Source organism: Microbacterium hydrocarbonoxydans (assembly GCF_023715885.1).
Lineage (GTDB): Bacteria > Actinomycetota > Actinomycetes > Actinomycetales > Microbacteriaceae > Microbacterium > Microbacterium hydrocarbonoxydans_C.
Genome location: NZ_JAMBOY010000003.1, coordinates 139,873 through 158,795 on the forward strand (window position 1 = coordinate 139,873; position 18,923 = coordinate 158,795).

The 18,923-nt window shown below is 69.9% G+C and carries 19 protein-coding genes and 1 pseudogene; 12 read left to right on the forward strand and 8 right to left on the reverse strand.

Features of this window, described 5'->3' with window-relative positions; translation table 11 throughout:
• Positions 1-17 precede the first annotated feature (17 nt).
• Positions 18-1,085, reverse strand: coding sequence for a threonine aldolase family protein (locus M3195_RS08950; RefSeq protein ID WP_251586735.1), 1,068 nt, complete (start codon positions 1,083-1,085; stop codon positions 18-20).
• A gap of 68 nt (positions 1,086-1,153) precedes the next feature.
• Between M3195_RS08950 and M3195_RS08955 the strand changes: the two genes are divergently transcribed.
• Together M3195_RS08955 and M3195_RS08960 are read left to right on the forward strand one after the other, a co-directional pair.
• Positions 1,154-2,719, forward strand: a complete 1,566-nt coding sequence (locus M3195_RS08955) for an MFS transporter (protein ID WP_251586737.1) — start codon at positions 1,154-1,156, stop codon at positions 2,717-2,719.
• The gene (locus M3195_RS08960; RefSeq protein ID WP_251586739.1) at positions 2,706-3,347 is read left to right on the forward strand and encodes a GNAT family N-acetyltransferase; all 642 of its coding nucleotides are present in this window, start codon (positions 2,706-2,708) and stop codon (positions 3,345-3,347) included. Before M3195_RS08955 ends, M3195_RS08960 begins: the two co-directional genes overlap by 14 nt.
• 28 nt (positions 3,348-3,375) lie before the next feature.
• Here the strand turns inward: M3195_RS08960 and M3195_RS08965 are convergent, their stop codons facing one another.
• Positions 3,376-4,014 (reverse strand): SDR family NAD(P)-dependent oxidoreductase, encoded by a 639-nt coding sequence (locus M3195_RS08965; protein WP_251586741.1) that lies wholly within the window; start codon positions 4,012-4,014, stop codon positions 3,376-3,378.
• Positions 4,015-4,139: 125 nt separating this feature from the next.
• Positions 4,140-5,570 carry a DUF6421 family protein gene (locus M3195_RS08970; protein WP_251586743.1) on the reverse strand — a complete coding sequence of 477 codons (1,431 nt, stop codon included), beginning with the start codon at positions 5,568-5,570 and terminating at the stop codon, positions 4,140-4,142.
• Between the two features lie 71 nt (positions 5,571-5,641).
• Between M3195_RS08970 and M3195_RS08975 the strand changes: the two genes are divergently transcribed.
• The 3 genes from M3195_RS08975 to M3195_RS08985 are packed head-to-tail and all read left to right on the forward strand — an operon-like array spanning position 5,642 to position 7,453.
• Positions 5,642-6,097, forward strand: a complete 456-nt coding sequence (locus M3195_RS08975; protein ID WP_251586745.1) for an Lrp/AsnC family transcriptional regulator — start codon at positions 5,642-5,644, stop codon at positions 6,095-6,097.
• Between the two features lie 54 nt (positions 6,098-6,151).
• Entirely contained in the window at positions 6,152-6,442 is a 291-nt protein-coding gene (locus tag M3195_RS08980) for a DUF4287 domain-containing protein (protein ID WP_251586747.1), read from the forward strand.
• Between the two features lie 36 nt (positions 6,443-6,478).
• Positions 6,479-7,453, forward strand: a complete 975-nt coding sequence (locus M3195_RS08985; RefSeq protein ID WP_251586749.1) for a 1,4-dihydroxy-2-naphthoate polyprenyltransferase — start codon at positions 6,479-6,481, stop codon at positions 7,451-7,453.
• Between the two features lie 12 nt (positions 7,454-7,465).
• On the opposite strand, the gene M3195_RS08990 is transcribed toward M3195_RS08985, so the two are convergent.
• Together M3195_RS08990 and M3195_RS08995 are read right to left on the reverse strand one after the other, a co-directional pair.
• On the reverse strand, positions 7,466-7,750 hold the full coding sequence (locus M3195_RS08990) for a DUF4229 domain-containing protein (RefSeq protein ID WP_251586751.1): 285 nt from the start codon (positions 7,748-7,750) through the stop codon (positions 7,466-7,468).
• A 49-nt stretch (positions 7,751-7,799) separates the two neighbouring features.
• Complete coding sequence (locus M3195_RS08995) at positions 7,800-8,687, reverse strand: hypothetical protein (RefSeq protein WP_251586753.1); 888 nt, start codon at positions 8,685-8,687, stop codon at positions 7,800-7,802.
• A gap of 111 nt (positions 8,688-8,798) precedes the next feature.
• Here M3195_RS08995 and M3195_RS09000 point away from each other — a divergent pair, with 111 nt between their 5' ends.
• From M3195_RS09000 to M3195_RS09020, 5 genes are all read left to right on the forward strand, one after another.
• The gene (locus M3195_RS09000; protein WP_251586755.1) at positions 8,799-9,809 is read left to right on the forward strand and encodes a glycosyltransferase family 2 protein; all 1,011 of its coding nucleotides are present in this window, start codon (positions 8,799-8,801) and stop codon (positions 9,807-9,809) included.
• Positions 9,806-11,146 carry an alpha-2,8-polysialyltransferase family protein gene (locus M3195_RS09005; RefSeq protein WP_251586757.1) on the forward strand — a complete coding sequence of 447 codons (1,341 nt, stop codon included), beginning with the start codon at positions 9,806-9,808 and terminating at the stop codon, positions 11,144-11,146. The genes M3195_RS09000 and M3195_RS09005 overlap by 4 nt, the downstream gene beginning before the upstream one ends.
• Positions 11,147-11,148: 2 nt before the next feature.
• Positions 11,149-12,330, forward strand: a complete 1,182-nt coding sequence (locus M3195_RS09010; RefSeq protein WP_251586759.1) for an acylneuraminate cytidylyltransferase — start codon at positions 11,149-11,151, stop codon at positions 12,328-12,330.
• Positions 12,331-12,414: 84 nt separating this feature from the next.
• On the forward strand, positions 12,415-13,287 hold the full coding sequence (locus tag M3195_RS09015; RefSeq protein ID WP_251586761.1) for an N-acetylneuraminate synthase family protein: 873 nt from the start codon (positions 12,415-12,417) through the stop codon (positions 13,285-13,287).
• Entirely contained in the window at positions 13,284-14,705 is a 1,422-nt protein-coding gene (locus tag M3195_RS09020; RefSeq protein ID WP_251586763.1) for a DUF6716 putative glycosyltransferase, read from the forward strand. The genes M3195_RS09015 and M3195_RS09020 overlap by 4 nt, the downstream gene beginning before the upstream one ends.
• Positions 14,706-14,745: 40 nt before the next feature.
• Here the strand turns inward: M3195_RS09020 and M3195_RS09025 are convergent, their stop codons facing one another.
• Positions 14,746-15,681, reverse strand: a complete 936-nt coding sequence (locus tag M3195_RS09025; RefSeq protein WP_251586765.1) for a hypothetical protein — start codon at positions 15,679-15,681, stop codon at positions 14,746-14,748.
• A gap of 146 nt (positions 15,682-15,827) precedes the next feature.
• On the opposite strand from M3195_RS09025, the pseudogene M3195_RS09030 reads away from it, so the two are divergent.
• Positions 15,828-15,903, forward strand: a pseudogene (locus M3195_RS09030).
• 155 nt (positions 15,904-16,058) lie between these two features.
• On the opposite strand, the gene M3195_RS09035 reads toward M3195_RS09030, so the two are convergent.
• Positions 16,059-16,670 (reverse strand): TetR/AcrR family transcriptional regulator, encoded by a 612-nt coding sequence (locus tag M3195_RS09035; RefSeq protein WP_251586766.1) that lies wholly within the window; start codon positions 16,668-16,670, stop codon positions 16,059-16,061.
• Positions 16,671-16,740: 70 nt separating this feature from the next.
• On the opposite strand from M3195_RS09035, the gene M3195_RS09040 reads away from it, so the two are divergent.
• The gene (locus tag M3195_RS09040) at positions 16,741-18,030 is read left to right on the forward strand and encodes an MFS transporter (protein ID WP_251586768.1); all 1,290 of its coding nucleotides are present in this window, start codon (positions 16,741-16,743) and stop codon (positions 18,028-18,030) included.
• Positions 18,031-18,045: 15 nt separating this feature from the next.
• Here the strand turns inward: M3195_RS09040 and M3195_RS09045 are convergent, their stop codons facing one another.
• Positions 18,046-18,855, reverse strand: coding sequence for an SDR family oxidoreductase (locus M3195_RS09045; RefSeq protein WP_251586771.1), 810 nt, complete (start codon positions 18,853-18,855; stop codon positions 18,046-18,048).
• Between the last annotated feature and the right edge of the window lie 68 nt (positions 18,856-18,923).

Below are 18,923 nucleotides of genomic sequence, written 5' to 3' on the forward strand. Positions count from 1 at the left end.
GTGGAAGCGCCCTGCGCTCAGGCGGTGGTGAGCCGCGCGAGCTCGGCGACGAAGGCGTCGACGTCGGACTCCTCGGTGTCGAAGCCGCACATCCACCGCACCTCGCCTCGCGCGGCATCCCAGTCGTAGAAGCGGAAGCTCTCGCGCAGGCTGTCGGCGATGCCGTCGGGAAGGGCGGCGAAGACGCCGTTCGACTGGGTCGGCTGCGTGAACGTCACGCCGGAGATCGAGCCGTCGGCGATGCCCGCCTCGATCGACCCGCGCAGGCGCCGTGCCATCGCGTTCGCATGCTTCGCGTTCCGCAACCACAGGTCGCCGTCGAGCAGCGCGATCAGCTGCGCCGACACGAACCGCATCTTCGACGAGAGCTGCATGTTGAACTTGCGTGAGTAGGTGAGTCCGGTGGACGCCTCGGGGTCGAGCACGACGATCGCCTCGCCGAGCATGGCCCCGTTCTTGGTGCCGCCGAAGCTCAGCACATCGACGCCGGCATCGCGGGTGAAGGCGCGCAGCGGCAGGTCGAGGGCAGCTGCGGCGTTCGAGATGCGCGCGCCGTCGAGGTGCAGCCGCATGCCGCGCTCGTGGGCGTGATCGGCCAGTGCACGGATCTCGTCGACCGTGTAGAGCGTGCCGAGCTCGGTCGACTGGGTGATCGAGACGACGAGGGGCTGCGCGCGGTGCTCGTCACCCCAGCCCCAGGCCTCGCGGTCCACGAGCTCGGGGGTCAGCTTTCCGTCGTCGGTCGGCACGGCGAGGATCTTGAACCCGCCGATGCGCTCCGGGGCACCGCCCTCGTCGACGTTGATGTGAGCGGAGGATGCCGCGATCACGGCGCCCCACCGGGGGAGCATCGACTGCAGAGCGGTGACGTTGGCCCCGGTGCCGTTGAAGACCGGGAACGCCTCGATCCCCTCGCCGAAGTGGGAGCGGAAGACCTCCTGAAGACGCTCGGTGTAGGCGTCCTCGCCGTAGGCGATCTGGTGCCCGCCGTTCGCCTCCGCGATGGCCGCGAGGACCTCGGGGTGGACGCCGGAGTAGTTGTCGCTGGCGAAGCCGCGGATCGCGGGGTCATGCTGAATGCTCACCGGTCAAGCCTAATCGCCGCCGCAGATACCCCTACCCAATGTCGGAGGGGAGTCCTACCCTCGGAGCCATGGAACGCACAGCCGCCCAGAGGGCCTTCGCGAACGTTCTCGTCAACACGCTCATCGCCAACGTGACGACGAGCTTCCTCTGGTTCGCGCTGACGTTCTGGGTGTACATCGAGACTCAGTCGGTGCTGGCCACGGGAATCATCGGCGGCGCGTACATGCTGTTCATCGCGTTCTTCGCGATGATCTTCGGCACCATCGTCGACCGTCACCGCAAGCACACCGTCATGCTGCTGTCGAGCGTGATCTCGGCTGCGGCCTTCCTCGTCGCCGGCGTGCTCTACGTCTGGCAGCCCGAGTCCGCCCTGCTCGACCTCGGCGGACCGTGGTTCTGGATCTTCTCGCTCGTGATCCTCTTCGGTGGCGTGATCGAGCAGCTCCGCAACATCGCCCTCTCCACGACGGTGACCCTCCTCATCCCCGAGGAGCGGCGGGCGAACGCGAACGGCCTCGTCGGCACCGTGCAGGGGCTGGCGTTCCTCGTCACCAGCGTGTTCTCCGGGCTGTCGATCGGGTTCCTCGGGATGGGGTGGACGCTCGGGATCGCGATCGTCGCCATGGTGCTGACATTCGTGCACCTGCTCTTCATCCGCATCCCCGAGGGCACGCCGACACCCGATCCCGACGCGCCGAGCGCGCTCGACTTCCGGGGCAGCGTCGCCGCGATCAAGCTCGCCCCCGGCCTGTTCGCGCTGATCGTCTTCTCGACCTTCAACAACCTCATCGGCGGCGTCTACATGGCGCTCATGGACCCGTACGGGCTCACGCTCTTCGACGCGCAGATGTGGGGCTTCGCCCTCGCCTTCTCCTCGACGGGCTTCATCATCGGCGGCGCGCTGGTGGCGAAGTTCGGTCTCGGCGCGAAGCCCATGCGCACGCTGCTGTTCGTGGTCATCGCGATGGGGCTGCTGGGGTCGATCTTCATGCTCCGCGAGTGGTGGCCACTGTACGTGCTGGGCATGTGGGTCTATATGGCTCTCGTCCCGCCCGCCGAGGCGGCGGAGCAGACGGTCATCCAGAAGGTCGTCCGCTACGACCGTCAGGGTCGCGTGTTCGGCGTCGCGGCCGCGATGGAGGCGGCGGCGGCTCCGATCACGGCGTTCCTGATCGCTCCGATCGCGGAGTTCCTGATCATCCCGTACATGGACTCCTCGGCAGGGCAGCGCCAGTGGGAATGGCTGCTCGGCGAGGGCGACGCCCGTGGCATCGCCCTCATCTGCCTCTTCGCCGGGCTGATCATGGTGGTCGTCGGCGTACTGGCGTTCTTCACGAAGTCGTACCGCAAGCTCACCGACCTGTACGCGAACGCCCCGGAGCAGGACCCGCAGGCGGATGCCGGCAAGGCTGCGCATGCCGGGGAGGCTGCGGACGTCGGTGCGGATGCGGACGAGGCTGTCGATGTCGGGGAGGCTGCGGATGCCGGAGCGACCGCACATGCCGAAGAGGTAGCGGATGCATCAAGGACAGCGCCAGCCGCAGAGGCGCTGGTCGACCCGGTATCGGCGCGAGGCGGCCGAGCGTCGGCGGAAGAGGCGCCTTCGGCGGAGCGCGATCGTGCCGGGGACTGAGGACGACGCGGACGAGTCTCCGCAACGGCCGACGCACGGCACCCCCGACCTCCGCATCGTGCCCGCGAACGAGGCGCGGTGGGACGACCTGCAGGCGATCCTGACCGGAACCGCGGGCCGGTGCCAGTGCGAGCGGCAACGCCTCGGCGACGGCGACTGGTGGCATATGCCTGTCGACGAGCGCCGCGACCTCCTGCGAAGCGAGGCGCACTGCGACGACCCTCGGTCGGGGGAGACGATAGGCCTCGTCGGGTACCTCGACGAGGCCCCGGTCGCCTGGTGCGCGGTCGACCGGCGTAGCGTCTACGGGCGACTGCGCGGGTCGTCGGTGCCGTGGAAGGGAAGGCAGGAGGACAAGGATGACGATCGTGTCTGGGCGGTGACCTGTCTGATCGTCCGGCCCGGATTCCGCGGCCGCGGGCTCACCCGTCCGCTCATCGCCGCGGCCGTCGACCACGCGCGATCACGGGGCGCGGTCGCGATCGAGGGGTACCCGATGTTCACGGCCGGATCGACGGTGTCCTGGGGCGAGATGAACGTCGGATCCGTCGGCGCTTTCGCTGCGGCGGGCTTCGTCGAGGTCAGCCACCCGACGACCCGTCGGGTAGTCATGCGACGCGAGTTCTGAGGTTTCCGACGACCCGGAGAGCTCGGGCTCAGATGTCGTGGATGCGGTCGTTCAACTCATCGGCCGGACGATCCCACAGCCCGAGCACCGCCGAGGCGAGCGAGTCCGCGTCGAGCGCCTTTGCCCGGAAGATCACGGAGGCGGCGCGCAGAGGCCCCCCGGCATCGCGCGCCGCCTTCGCGAACCCCTGCGCCGTCGCGCGTCCCCAGGCTTCGCTCGCGGCCTTGACCGCGGCATAGTTCGCTCCTCCGGCGAGCGGCCGAGCCACCGCCGTCGACGACACGAGCGCGAAGCGCCCGGCATCCGACTCCCGCAGCAGCGGCTCGAAGGCCCGGCTCGTCGCCCGCACCGCCTCGAAGGCCGGCAGGAGAGCGTGCAGATCCTCGTCAGTCTGTCCGGCGAGCCCACCGCCGCCGCGCCATCCGCCGACGAGCGGGATCACGCCATCCACCGCACCGACGCTCGATGCGAGTGCGCTCATCTCCGCGAGCGACGTCGCATCGGCCGCGACCGTCTCAGCACCCAGCTCCCGCAGCGGTGCGAGCCCGGCATTCGATCGGCCGGTCGCGATCACCCGCGCGCCCGCGGCGACGAGCGCGGTCGCCACAGCAAGTCCCGACGCGCTCGTCGCACCGGCCAGGACGATGGTGCGTCCGTCGATGCTCATGTGGTCACCTTTCGCGGTGGGTCATTTCTGCGGTGATGGGTACGTTCTGCGGCCAGTGCGGCACGAGATGGCCGCAGAACTTGCGTTGGGCCGCAGAACGCGCACCGGATCCCGGAGAGGATCGATCAGTCGTCGGAGCCGCGGATGCCGACGGTCGACTCGATGACCGGCTTCATCTTCTTGTCGAGCGTCTCGAAGAACATCGACAGCGGGAACTCGTCGTCCATCACGGCATCCGTATAGCCCTTGGGTGCTCCGGCGAGGATCTCGTCGGACAGCCCCCTGGCCCACTGCGAGGCGGGGTGCGGGGTGAGCGTGCCGCGAACGAGCTCATAGGCGGCGAGCCAGTGCGCGACCTTCGGACGGTCGATCGAGTGCCAGTAGAGGTCGTCGATCGCGTCGCCGAGGGCCACCACCGCGTCGGGCACGTTGTCCCAGTCGAACGCGAGGGCCGTGTCGGTCCAGTGCAGCACGCCGCGCTGGTGCAGCCATGCGAACAGCAGCTGACCGCCGACCGCGTCGTAATTGCGGGTGCGCGTGCCGGTGATCGCGAAGCGGAAGATCCGGTCGAAGATCACCGCGTACTGCACGAGTCCCGCGTGATCGAGCATCTCCTGCTCGTCGGCGGTGAGCTGCTCGCCCGCCTCCCGACGAGCGGTCAGGGCGCGCTCGATCTTCACCGACTCGCGGAATGCCGTCATGTCGCAGCGCATCTCTTCGAGCGAGTACAGGAAGAACGGCATCCGCTGCTTGATCATGAACGGGTCGAACGGCAGGTCGCCGCGCATGTGCGTTCGGTCGTGGATGATGTCCCACATCACGAACGCGCGCTCGGTCTGCGCCTGGTCATCGAGCATCGCGGCGGCGCGCTCGGGCAGCTCGAGGTTGGTGATCTCGGCGGCGGCGCGGACGACGCGGCGGTAGCGCGCGGCCTCGCGGTCCTGGAAGATCGCGCCCCAGGTGAACGAAGGGATCTCGCGCATCGCGACGGTCTCGGGGAAGAGCACGGCCGAGTTCGTGTCGTACCCGGGCGTGAAGTCGACGAGGCGCAGCGAGACGAACAGCTTGTTGCCGTAGTCGCCGGCCTCGAGGGCGGCGATGAACTCCGGCCAGATCGTCTCGACGATGAGCGCCTCGACGAGACGGTCGCTCGAGCCGTTCTGCGTGTACATCGGGAAAACCACGAGGTGACGGATGCCGTCCACGCGGTGCTGCTGCGGCTGGAAGGCCATGAGCGAGTCGAGGAAGTCGGGGACGCCGAAGTCCGCTGCGGACCAGCGCTCGAAATCGACGACGGATGCCGCGAGGTACTCGGCGTCATGCGGGAAAGCGGGGGCGAGAGCGCGGATGCCTGCCGTGATCGCGGCGACGAGTTCGCGCGCGGCGGCGTGGTGCCCGGCGTCCGGGATCGACCCGTCCTTGACCTGCATCTCCCGAAGGGCGATGGCCGCGTCCTTGAGTTGCGCCCACGCCGCGGACTGCTCGGCGGTCGCCGCGTCCTCCACGACCTCGGGCTCGCCGACGATGGCCTGGCTGTTCAGGGTAGGAGTGGACATGGAACCTCCGATCGGGATGAAAAACGGAAATTTTCCGGTCATAACGGAATCCTGACGATAATCTTACATCCATGGATGATTCTGTCGATCACGCGATCCTGGCCGAGATCTCCCGGGACGGCCGCGCCACGCTCGCCCACCTCTCGGACTCGGTCGGCCTCTCCGTGTCGGCGGTGCAGTCACGGCTCCGTCGGCTCGAGACGCGCGGCGTCATCAGCGGCTACCGCGCGATTCTCGACCCCGAGCAGGTCGGCGCCCCTCTGTCGGCCTTCATCGAGATCACGCCGCTCGACCCCGCCCAGCCCGACGACGCCCCGGAGTTGCTCGAGCACCTGACGGCCATCGAGGCATGCCACTCGATCGCCGGGGATGCGAGCTACATGCTGTTCGTCCGCGTCGCGACGCCGCGCCACCTGGAAGAGCTCGTCCGCGACATCCGCCTCGCGGCGAACGTCAACACCCGGACGACGGTCGTGCTGCAGACGTACTACGAGCACCGACCGCTGGTCACGGTCGCCGAGGGATAGCGCGCGCCGAGCGGAGCGCGATACGGTGACCACAACCGACGCACAGGAGCACCGATGTCCTTCCAGGCATACCTCGACAAGGTCGAGACCCAGACCGGACTGACCCCGCGGCAGTTCATCGAACTCGCGAAAGAGAAGGGCTTCGACGAGACGACGAAGTCCGCCGTCGTCCTCAACTGGCTCAAGGAGGAGTACTCCCTCGGCCACGGGCACGCGCAGGCCATGGTGCACGTCATCCTCAAGGGGCCGAAGATCAGCGACAAGCACGTCGGCACGGGCGGCTCGCACGGCGACAAGAGCGACACGCTGTGGCTGGACGGCAAGGACTCGAACCCCAATCCGTGACGGGCCGGGAAAGCCCCGGCCAGTAGGATTCCCTCCGTGGCAGCATCGACCAAGCGCAAGAAGAAGAGCCGGCCCTCGCCGCGGAGGCCCGTGCGGGCGAGCGGCAACCCCGCGAAGAAGCCGATCGTCGAAGCCGGGCCCATAACGGCTCGGGACTGGATCGGCGCTGCGCGCCTGCGCACCCTTCCGCTCGCGATCGCCCCGGTGGTCATCGGCACCGGCGCCGCGCGCAGCACCGGACCCGAGTTCCACTGGGTCATCGCCCTCGCCTGCCTCGCCGTCGCCGTGCTGCTGCAGATCGGCGTGAACTTCACCAACGACTACAGCGACGGCATCCGCGGCACGGATGCCGTGCGGGTCGGCCCGGCGCGGCTCACCGCTTCCCGGCGCGTGAAGCCGCGCACCGTGCTGATCATCGGACTGGTCTTCTTCTCTCTCGCCGCGGCCGTCGGCGTCGCGATCGTCATCCGCACGGAGCAGTGGTGGATGCTGGCGGTCGGCGCCGCGTGCATCGTCGCGGCCTGGTTCTACACCGGCGGCAAGCGACCCTACGGCTACTTCGGGCTGGGCGAGGTCTTCGTGTTCGTGTTCTTCGGGCTCGTCGCGACTCTCGGCACCACGTGGGTGCAGGTCTTCCAGCTCCCGCAGCAGGCATGGCTCGGGGCGATCGCCGCCGGACTTTTCGCCTGCGCGGTGCTGCTCGCCAACAACCTCCGCGACATCGATCAGGACCGCGTGGTCGGCAAGCGCACGCTCACGGTGCTGATCGGCCGTCGCCCCACGCAGGTGCTCTTCACGCTCTTCGTGCTGGCGCCCTTCGGCATCCTGGTCTTCCTCGCGCTGCTGTACCCGATCGCGTGGATCGGCGTGCTCGCGCTGCTCGCGGGGCTCCCGGCGATCCTCATCGTGTGGACGTACCGCCAGCCGAAGGAGCTCGTGATCGCGCTCGCGCTGACGTCGCTCACGGCGCTGCTCTACGCGGGCGCGCTGTTCTGGGCGTTCGCCGGCTGACGCCGAGACGCGTCAGGGGCGGTCGGACTCGTCGACCGCGGCGTCCTCGACATCGGCGTCGGCCTGACCGGCCACCGGGCGTCCCTCACGACGCTCGTGGATGCGCGCCGAGGCGTCGGACAGCGGAGTCCGCAGGAAGAGCATCGAGATGCTGGCCCCGATGAGCGCGGCGAAGATCGCAGCGAGCCACCAGAACTCGCGGAAGATCGGGAAGAAGAACCACATCACGGCGAGCGGCACGAGGAATGCCAGCAGCCGCAGCACGGTGTAGACGAGGAGAGGGGCGGGCTTCTTCACCAGGACAGTCTACGTTCGGGTGTCCAGCAGCCGGCTGGGAGCGAAGCGTTCAGCGATCGAGGGACGAGAGCGGGATGCCGCGCACGACGCGCTTCCACGGGTGCTCGCCGAGGGTCCACAGGTAGCCGGCATCGAGGTCGAGGGCGAGGTCCTCGCACCCGACGGGCAGTGGCACGGCGCTCCGCTTCAGACCGCTGAGGGTGCCGATCCAGAGCGCGCCGGGGCGGAGCAGATCGGACTGCGAGACGAAGTGACGCTCGCCCCAGCGCACCGCACCCTGCATGCGCGGGATGCCGGGGGCTGTGCGTTCGATCTCAGTGAAGCGACCATGGTCTCCCTCGGGCAGCGAGAACTCGCCGATCCGGCCGCTGTCGTCCTTCCGGTACTCGCCGATCAGCACGCGCGGCAGCGGGGTTCCTTCGGCGTCGAACACGCGGCCGATGTACGAACAGCGCAGCGCGACCGGGTGCACGCGAGTGCGCACCGCGACCAGAGCGGTGACGCGCGGACCGCGCCGTGTCGACCCGGACAGGCGCCGAGCGAGGGCGCCGCGCACCCGGCGGACCCGCGAGAGGTCGAACTCCCAGATGCCGTCGCGGGTGGCGGCGACGAACAGCCGGTCGTCGAACCAGGCCAGCCCTCCGGCGTGGATCGGTGCGGGCTGCAGCTCGCCGTCCTCCTCGACGGCCAGCAGCACGTCGAGGTGGCGCGAGCGGTCGAGGTCGACGAGGGCGACCCGTGACGCCAGATGGTGCCCGTCGAGGCGCTGCCGGAACCAGCTGACCGCCAGGGTGTGTCGTCCGTGCCAGACGCCGAGGTCGACGCCCTGCGGATACCAGCGCCTGGTCCACGACCGGGCGGTCAGCCACCGCAGGTCGACCGCGTCTCGGCGCTTCTGCCGCACGGGGCGCCAGGTGGTTCCGAACGGCCAGAGCATCCTCCCATCGTCGCCGATCCGCCACTCGTGCGCGAATGCGACGGGGCGCGTCGCTCCGGGTCACCCCCCGTTCACCTGCGCGTCGCCGCCCGGCAACGAGCGCCTGCGACCATGCCGGGACCGTCCACCACCGGGAGCTCCGTGCGCACACCGCTCGTCACCGTCATCCTTCCTGCGAAGGACGCAGGCGCGTACATCGGCACGACGCTGGAGACGCTGACCCGACAGTTCGACGACCCGGCGGCGCTGCAGCTGGTCGCGATCGATGACGGCTCCCGCGACGACACCGGGGCGATCATGCGCACCTACGCCGAACGGATGCCGCACGCCACCGTCATCTTCAACCCGCGCGCTCGCGGCCTGGCGAGCGCACGCAACCAGGGACTCGCCGAGGTCCAAGGGGAGGCGTTCTGCTTCCTCGACGGCGACGACTGGATGCAGCCGCGTCGTCTCGAGGTGCTGGCGCGTCGGCTGCGCGAGCTCGACTGCGACGTCGTGCGCACCGACCACGTGACCGTGCGTGACGGGGTGCGAGGGCTGGTCAGGGCGCCGCACCCGTGGCGGGAGCAGGTCCAGTCTCCGCGCGACGCGATCCTGCCCGAAGATGAGCCCACTATGGTCGACTACCCCTTCGCCTGGGCGGGGATGCTGCACCGCCGCGTGCTCGACGAGGGCCTCGCCGGTTTCACCCCCGGTCTCTTCACGGCGGAGGACCGCCCGTGGATCTGGCGGCTTCACCTGCAGGCGAGGTCGTTCGCGGTGGTCGACGCTCCGGCGCTGCTGTATCGCCGTGGGGTGTCGACCTCGCTGACCCAGGTGCGCGATCGTCGGCAGCTCGACTTCGTGACGGCGATGGACGAGGTGCTCGACATCGTGGGCGCGGACTCCGAGGCCGAGCGCTTCCTGCCCAAGGCGGTATGGACGGTGCTCGCCCTCAGCTCGCGCCACCTCGTCCGTGCACGGCGGATGACGCCCGGGCTGCGCGCAGAGATGCGGTCCGGAATCCGGGGGCTGCTCGGCCGTCTGCCCGCGCTCGAATCGGATGCCGTTCTCGGGCGCCTCGACGGTCCGCGGCGTCGGGTGCTCGCGTCGCTCCTGCGCTCGGTCGAGTCGGCGGCATGACGCAGCTGTTCGCGCTGCACAGCGCATACGCCCTCACGACGGCGGTCGCCGCGCTCGATGCCGGTCTGCTGGGCGATGACGAAGACCGGGTGCTCGTTCCCTTCGTCTCCGCCCGGGTGCCGGAGACCACCGTCGGCATCCTCCACGACCCGGCGCTCGCGGGCCTGCGCGCACGGTTCGACCGCATCGAGGATCTCGACGAGCTGCTGGGACCGCTGCATCCGAGCGCGTGGAAGCCGGAGAAGGCCGAGCTTCCCGTGCTCGAGCGTCTGCTCACGCGCGCCTGGGGCCTCGACGGCGACGACCTCGAGATCCTCGTGCAGAGCCCTCAGGTCGCGCCGGCGCTGACGCTGATGCGGCTCTTCCCCCGTGCGCGGATCACCATAATGGGCGACGGGCTGATGACGTACTCGCCGCTGCGCGTGAAACTGCCCCACACGATCACCGCGCGCATCGGCCGAGTGGTGCACGCCGACGTCGTCCCGGGAGTGGCGCCGTTGGCGGCCTCGCCGAGCGCGACGGTCGTGCCCGTCCCCGCCCAGGCATTCCGCCGTGCCCTGCTCGAGGCGGCTCCGGAGGAGGCGGTCGAGCACGGGGACGGCGACACCGTGCTCGTGCTCGGCCAGTATCTCGCCGCTCTCGGGCTCCTCTCGGATGCCGAGGAGGTCTCCCAGCAGCGGCAGATGATCGATCTCGCGGCACGGCGGCGACCGAGCCGGATCGTGTTCAAACCGCATCCCTCCGCTCCGCCCCGGGTGACCGACGCGCTGCGTGAGCACGCGCGGTCAATGTCCGTCGAGTTCGTCGAGTACCGCGGCGGACTGTCGGCGGAGGTGCTCGCGGATCGCCTCGATGCACGCACCGTGATCGCCGGCTTCTCGACCGCGCTGCCGACCGTGCAGAGCGTGTTCGGTCGCGACATCGACTCGGTCGGCACCGATGCCCTGCTGCGCCGACTCACCCCTTTCGAGAACAGCAACCGCATCCCCGCGACGATCGTCGACGTCCTCACCCGAGCGGACTCGCCGTATGGAGAACCGGCGCAGCTGCAGCTGCTGATCGACGCCGTGGGCTATGCCATGCAGCCGCTCGTGGCCGCGCACCTGCGTCCGCGCGCGGAGGCGCTGCTTCGCGGCATCCGCTCCGTCGATCGCGATCGCTACTTCTCGCCGCAGCGTCTGGCCGAGCTGCGTCTGCCCGGGGCGCCGCCGCCGAGCCTGATGGATCGCGCGCTGCGGCCGGCGGGCGGTGTCGGGCGGGTGGAGGAGCTTCGGCTCACCGCACTCGGCGCTCGACGCCGCATCGGACGCGCATGGCGCGTCCTGAGAGGACGATGACGATGACGATGACGAAGACGGAGTCTGCGACGACGACCGGGCGCACGGTCGCGATCATCCCGGCACGAGGAGGATCGAAGGGCGTTCCGCGCAAGAACGTGCAGCGTGTGGGTGGAGTGCCGCTCATCGAGCGCGCGGTGCGCGCCGCCCTGGCCGCCGAGGGGATCGACCTCGTCGCGGTGTCGACCGACGACGCCGAGATCGCAGCGGTCGCGTCGGCCGCGGGAGCGGTGATCGTGCGACGACCCGACGAGCTCTCGGGAGATGCCGCATCGTCGGAGAGCGCGATCCTGCATGCGCTGGACGAGATCGAAGCCGCGGGGGAGCGGGTCGAAGTCGTGGCATTCCTGCAGGCCACGTCGCCGTTCATCCCCGCCGGGGCACTCGCCGGTGCCGTGCGCGACATCAAGGACGACCGCGCCGACAGCGTGTTCTCGGCCTTCGAGACGTACGGATTCCTCTGGGCACGCACGGGCGACGACGCGGCCGTCGCGATCAACCACGAGGCGGGGTACCGCCCGCGGCGCCAGGACCGCGAGCCGCACTATCTCGAGACCGGAGCGTTCTACGTCTTCCGGGCGGACGGGTTCCGCGAGGCGCAGCACCGCTTCTTCGGCCGCATCCGCATCGCTGAGGTGCCCGAGTGGTCGGCCGTCGAGATCGACGACGCACAGCAGCTCGAGATCGCCCGCGCGCTCGCCGCCCTGCACGAGACGCCGGAGCGGATCCCCGTGCGCGCCGTCGTGACCGACTTCGACGGCGTGCACACCGACGACACCGCGAGCGTCGACGCCGACGGCATCGAGCGGGTCAGGGTGAGCCGCGAGGACGGCATGGGTGTCTCGCTGCTGCGAAAGGCCGGCATCCCGATGCTCATCCTCTCCACCGAGGTGAACGCGGTGGTGCGTGCCAGGGCCGAGAAGCTCCGGGTCCCGGTGCTGCACGGCATCGACGACAAGGAGTCGGCGCTGCGTGGGTGGGCCGAGGAGAACGGGATCGCGCTCGACGAGATCGCCTACCTCGGCAACGACGTCAACGACCTGCCGGCGATGCGGATCGTCGGGTGGCCCGTCGCGGTCGCGAACGCGCACCCGCGAGTCCTCGCCGAGGCGCGGGTCGTGCTGACGCGGCGGGGCGGCCGCGGTGCGGTGCGCGAGCTCGTCGAACGGGTGTTGCCCGCCTGACGGGTGCCGGTAACCCTCCTGTCGCGCGGTGTTCACTCGCGGCGCGTACCCAGGAGGGAAGGCCATTCGACGACCGGAGGAACCATGACTGTCAGCATCGGATCGCGCGTCATCGGAGGCGGTCGTCCCGCCTACGTCATCGCCGAGATCGGCCTGAACCACAACGGCGACGTCGACATCGCCAAGCGCCTCATCGACGTCGCAGCGAAGGCCGGGGCGGACGCCGTGAAGTTCCAGAAGCGCACGCCGGAGATCTCGACGCCCGAGCATATGCGCGACGTCATGCGCGAGACGCCATGGGGGACCATGACCTACTTCGAGTACCGGCATCGCATCGAGTTCGGTCGCGACGAGTACGTCGAGATCGGCGACCACGCCACGATGCTCGGGCTCGACTGGTTCGCCTCGCCGTGGGACGTGCCCAGCGTCGAGTTCCTCGAAGACCTGAACGTGGTCGCGCACAAGGTCGCGTCGGCGAGCCTCACCGACACCGAGCTGCTCGTGGCGCTGCGTGAGACCGGCAAGCCGATCATCCTGTCGACGGGTATGTCGACCATCGAGCAGATCGATCGGGCGCTCGACACCCTGGGCACCGACCGGGTCGTTCTCATGCACGCCACGTCGACCTACCCGCTGGAGCCCGAGGAGGCGAACCTGCGGATGATCTCGACGCTGCGGGACCGGTACGCCGGCGTCCCTGTCGGCTATTCGGGCCACGAACGCGGGCTGCAGATCTCTCTCGCCGCCGTCGCGCTCGGCGCCGTCGCGGTCGAGCGCCACATCACCCTCGACCGCACCATGTGGGGCTCCGACCACGCGGCTTCCCTCGAGCCCACGGGGCTGGAGCACCTCGTGCGCGACATCCGCGTGATCGAGAAGGCGCTCGGCGACGGCGTCAAGCGCGTCTTCGACAGCGAGCGCGCCCCGATGGCCAAGCTGCGTCGCGTCCCGGCGTGAGCGGAGCCGGGGGCGTGAGCGTGGGCGTGCGCGGGTCGCTGCGGGTCGTCGCGATCGCCGACGCCGATTCGTTCGTGAAGTGGTCGGCGTCTCTGCTGGGCGGTGTGGACGGCATCCATCGCCATCTCCTCGTCGTGCGGACGCCGCTCACCGCCAGCGTCGAGCAGCAGCGCGCGGCACTGACCGGCACCGGGATGCAGGAGCACGACGTGACGCGCCTCGGCTTCGCCGCCGTGCAGGCATGGCTCGAGGGGCAGCGGCCGGATGTCGTGTTGCTCGCCGGACGCGGGCCGTTCGTCCGGCTTCTCGGACGCGTGATCGATCGCCTCTCCCGACGACCGGTGGTGGTGGCCGGCCTCCCTGGAATGGCCATTCCGGCGCAACGCGGCGCGCTCGACTACCGCCGTCACGCCGACCTGCTCGTCGTGCACTCGCATCGCGAGGAGCGTGCGTTCGCCGAGCTCGGGCGACGCATCGGGGTCGAGCTGCCGACGGCGCTCGCGACGCTGCCGTTCGCGCGACCTCGATCGCGGATGCTGGCGCTCGACCGTGCACGCGTGCTCGCCGCCGGAGCGGCCCGACCCGGCAACACCGTGCTCGCCGATCGGCCGCCCTCGGTCGAGTCCCGGGCGAAGCGCGAGCCGGCCACCGACATCGTCTTCGCGGCTCAGGCTCTCGTGCCGACCGCGCGGGAGGAGCGCGCCGAGATCGTCGCCACCCTCGTCCGGGCCGCGGAGGCGGACCCTGAGCGTCGGGTCGTGGTCAAGCTGCGGTCGCGGCCGGGGGAGTCCGAGACCCACCTCGAGCGCGATCCGTACCTCGACCTGCTGCCCGACCGCCGACCCGGCAACCTCGTGGTGTCGTACGACTCCATGGCACAGGCGCTGTCGACCGCGGCCGGTCTCGTGACCGTCAGCTCGACCGCGGCCGTCGAGGCGGTGGCACTCGGCATCCCGGTCATCGCCCTCGACTCGTTCGGGGTGAGCAAGAGCCTGCTGAACACGGTCTTCGTCGGGAGCGGTCTGCTGGGCGGACGCAGCGAGGTCGTGGCGGGCCGGTTCCGGCATCCGCACGCCGACTGGCTGCGCGACAACTACTTCCATCCGGCGGCCGAGTCCACGTGGTGGAGCCGCGTCGAGGAGCTCGTGGCGCAGCGCCGCGCCGGTCGGCTGCCGGCCCGCACGGTGCCCGCGCCGCGCGGGGGAGCGCTGCACGAGGCGTGGCATCGCGCGAGCGTGCTCGGCCGGGAGGACCGCTCGGTGAGCGGCACCGCGGCGCTCGCGCTCGGCGTGCCGGCGACGGCGGCTCTCGGGCGGGTGCGACGTGGACGAGTGCCGTCGGGCGGCGGCACCTGGGCCGACCCGATGACCGACTTCACACTCGAACCCAACCCGTTCCACGACTCGATCCGCCGCTGACGGTCGGGCGCGCGTCGGCCTCGACGCCCCCGCTCCCGCATCACGCTTCTGAGCGACGACCCGGAAGGATCGACGGCGGATTCGCATCGTTCCACCGCTGGAAGGTCTGCAGGAGCCAGAACCACGCGAACAGCAGCAGCGCGACGACCTCGCCGATCAGCACGGCCGGCGTCTCGCCGAACACCTGCCGGAACAGCACGGCTGCGGCGAGGAACAGCAGGTCGACGATGAGCAGCCCGGCGATCCAGCGGTAGATCGAGCGCCGGCGCGGCGTGGGTGCAGTCTCACCGGGTTCCAGCGGCCCACCCGCATAGAGGATCGGCACGGCGGAGAAGACCCCGAAGAACGCGAGCGTGGCGACGAAATGGATGCTGTGCACCGGCCAGAAGTTGAAGGGGAAGCTCTCGTTCAGCGACGGGACGAACGCGAGTGCCGTCACGACGGATGCCGTCGCGACCGCGATCACCGAGACGAGGACCGCCGAGCGGTTCGGCGTGCGCGTGCGCGCCCGGATGACGGCGGTCACGATCACGGTCGCGACCACGATGATCGCGTACACCGCGATGCCGGCCTTCGCCGATTCCACGGCGCCGGCCGGAATGCAGTCCATCGCGGCGGGGCAGGGGAGGTGCCCCTCGGCGCGCGTGTCGGCGATCCCCGTGGGCACGATCGCGATGAGCGGCGCGAACACGGCGCAGACGTCGAGCAGCGTCGTCGCTCGATTGCGGCCGGACAGCGCGAGCAGCGCCACGGAGACCGCGATGAGCGTGCCTGTGAAGACGTCGCGCATCGGTGTGTAGAACGCGTGACTGATCGACGGGAGCGGGTGCCAGCCGAACTGGAGCGGCTCCCAGACGACGATGACGCTCTGGAGCGAGACGGCGACCAGCAGGGCGACGACGACGAGCACGAGCGACAGTCGCAGGTACCGGTGCGTCTTCTGGCCGGTCGTGGTGAAGTCGTCGTCGGCGGCCATGCCCGTGACGCTACACCGGTGTTCCGCGTCGTCTCCTGGTCACGCGCCGACGCTCACCGTCACGGGAAGAAACGTCCCGACACGCGGCGTCAATCCCTCGGCGGATGCTGGTGTTCGTGAGCACGCCCCGGTAGCGTCGACCCCATCGCGGCGATCCGGGCGGTCCCGGGCCTCAGCTCATACCTGACGGCGTTGCGGGTTCGACTCCCGCCGTCGCGTCCACTCTCGGATCACGCGATTGCACCCGTAACCGACTCCTCGACCTTCATGCCGTGGGGTGCCGCTCCCAAGAAGATGTCGGCTATCCCCTGAGGGAAGAGGTCCCCTGGACCTCTTTTCGCCGACACCTCGAGGTTAGTAGCAGCATCCGACCTCCGTCAGCCGTCGCCGGCGAGCCGCTTCTCGATCGGATCCCACCCGCCCTCGAGCACGGCGAAGCCGGCCTCGAGCGTCGCGAGCTGGTCGTCGCTGTCGGTCACGAGCAGCTGCATCTGCAGAACGAAACGGGCGAACACGCGGATCTCGGCGGTGGGTGCGTCGAGGCCGAGCTCGTCGGCGATGGCCTCGGCGAGAGCATCCTCGTGGCGCAGCCACATCTTCGCGGCGTAGTCGCGCAGCGCGGGGGTCTCGTTGAGGAAGCGCATGAAGGTGCGCGCGACGTCTTCCCCGTGCTCATCCAGATTCAGCCCGATCTCACCGCGGTAGAAGTCGTGGATGGCTCGGCTGATCGTCACACCGTCCGCCCGGTCGCGTACGGCGGCGACGAGGCGATCTCGCTGCTCGTCGTCCTCGTCGAAGACGAGCGCCTCCTTCTGCGGGAAGTGCGCGAACACGGTCGTGGGTGAGACATCGGCCGCGTCGGCCACCTCCCGGATGCTGACGTTGTCGAATCCGCGCTCCAGGAACATCATCGTCGCCACGTCGGAGATGTTCTTGCGGGTCGCGGCCTTCTTGCGTTCGCGGCGGCCCATCGGCTCGGCAATCATCATGTCCACAGCTTATCGTGAAGCGGGTACAAAACTGGCTTGACACCAAAGCTGGTATTGATACAGTTACGAAGTGACTTCACTCAACTCGCCGGCGCGCAGCGACAAGCGCGCCTGGGTCATGCTCATCGTCCTCACGATGCTCACCGTCATCGGCATGACCGTCGTCCTCCCCGTGCTGCCTTTCGTCGTGCTGCAGTACGTCACCCACGAGCACGATCTCGCCCTCTGGGTCGGCGTGCTCGAGGCGATCAACGGACTCTGCGCGTTCCTCGTCGCGCCGTTCCTCGGCCGGCTCTCCGACCGCTTCGGCCGCCGCCCGGTCATCATCGCCGCGGCGTTCGGCGCGGCCTTCTCGATGGTGCTGTTCGGCATCGGGGGCGCCGTCTGGGTGCTCGTGCTCGCCCGCGTCATCCAGGGCCTCACGGCCGGCGACCTACCGGCGCTCTTCGCCTACCTCGCCGACATCACCCCGCCTGAGAAGCGCGCGCAGCGCTTCGGCCTGCTCGGCGCGCTCTCGGGCATCGGCATGATGCTCGGCCCGGCCATCGGCGGCCTCCTCGCCGCGGTGAGCCTGCAGCTGCCCGTGTTCCTCACGGCGGCGGTGTCGCTCGTGATCGCGATCCTCAGCCTGTTCCTCCTGCCCGAGAGCCTGAAGCCCGAGAACCGCATCTCCGAGATCCGCGCGCGCGACGTGCAGCCCTTCGCCGTCTTCAAGAACGCGTTCGCCAGGAAGGAGCTGCGCGCCCTCATGATCGGCTTCGGCCTGCTGGCCCTGCCGTTCGGGTTCTTCGTGAACAACTTCAGCGTTCTCGCGCTCGACTCGATCCAGTGGGGGCCGACACAGATCGGCCTCCTCACCGCCGGCGTCGGCATCATCGACATCCTGATCCAGGGCGTCCTGCTCGGCATCCTGCTCCCGCGCATCGGCGAGAGGGGCGTGATCGTGAGCGGCATCGTCGCGCAGATGATCGGGCTCGCCGGCCTCGCGATCGTCGCGTCGGTTATCGCCCAGCCCTGGGTGTTCATCGTCGGCGCCCTCCTGCTGGCCGCCGGACAGGGTGCCTCGCAGGCTGCGATGGACGGCGCGATGTCGAACGTGGTCGGCGACGACGAGCAGGGATGGCTCGGCGGAGCGACCCAGTCGCTCAACGCCGCCATGAGCACCGTCGCCCCGCTCATCGCCGCCGCGCTCTACACGACCGTCAGCCACGCGGCGCCCTACTGGCTCGGCGTCGCCCTCATGATCGTCGCGGCGATCGTCGTCGGCCGTGCGCACATCGCGAACACGGCGAAGCGGCACGCAGGTCCCGTCGACGACGAGCCCGCCCCCGCGGAGCCGGTGGCCGCGGGGATCCGCTGAGACGCGGGGCGGCGCCTACACGGTGCGCCAGCTGTGCTCCGTGATCGCCGCCCCCGCCTGCGGCCCCATCTGCAGCATCCCTCCGTCGATCGCGATCGAGGCCCCGGAGATGTACGCCGCCTCGGGCGACGCCAGGAAGGCGATCAGCGCGGCGACCTCGCGGGCGTCGCCGGGACGCCCGAGCGGGATGCCGGGGCGATCGACCGTGTGCGGGTCGACGTCCTCGTTGCCCGTCATCGGCGTCGCGATCTCACCGGGCGCGACGCTCACCGCGCTGATGCCGTGCGCGCCGAGCTCCAGCGCGAGGTTCTTCATGAGTCCGCCGAGTCCGTGCTTGGCGGCGTCGTAGGCGCTCGCGCCGACCATGGGCTGGTGCTCGTGCACGCTCGTGACCGAGATCAGGCGCCCGCCGTTCCCGGCCGCGACCATCGCCCTCGCCGCGCGCTGCAGACACACGAACGCGCCGGTCAGGTCGGTGTCGACGACCCGGTTCCAGTCGTCGAGCGACAGGTCGAGGAATCCGGTGCTCGCCCCGGTGCCGGCGTTGTTCACGAACACGTCGACGCCGCCGAGCTCCGCGATCAGCCCGTCGATCACGTCGCCGCATGCCGGAATGTCGGAGACGTCGAGTTGCGTCACCACCGCGCGCGCTCCGTGCGCGCGCACCTCGGCCGCCGTCTCCTCCGCTCCCGCCTGGTCGGAATGCCAGGTGATGCCGACGTCGATCCCCGCGGCGGCGAGGGCGACGGCGGTGGCCCGTCCGATCCCCGAATCCGCCGCCGTGACGATCGCGCGTCGTGCCTCTGCCTCGATGCCCGTGCTCATGGTCCCGCTCCTTCGCTCGTCGGTGGTTGCGGTCGACGCTAGGAGCACCTCGCGCCGTCGCCGAGCGG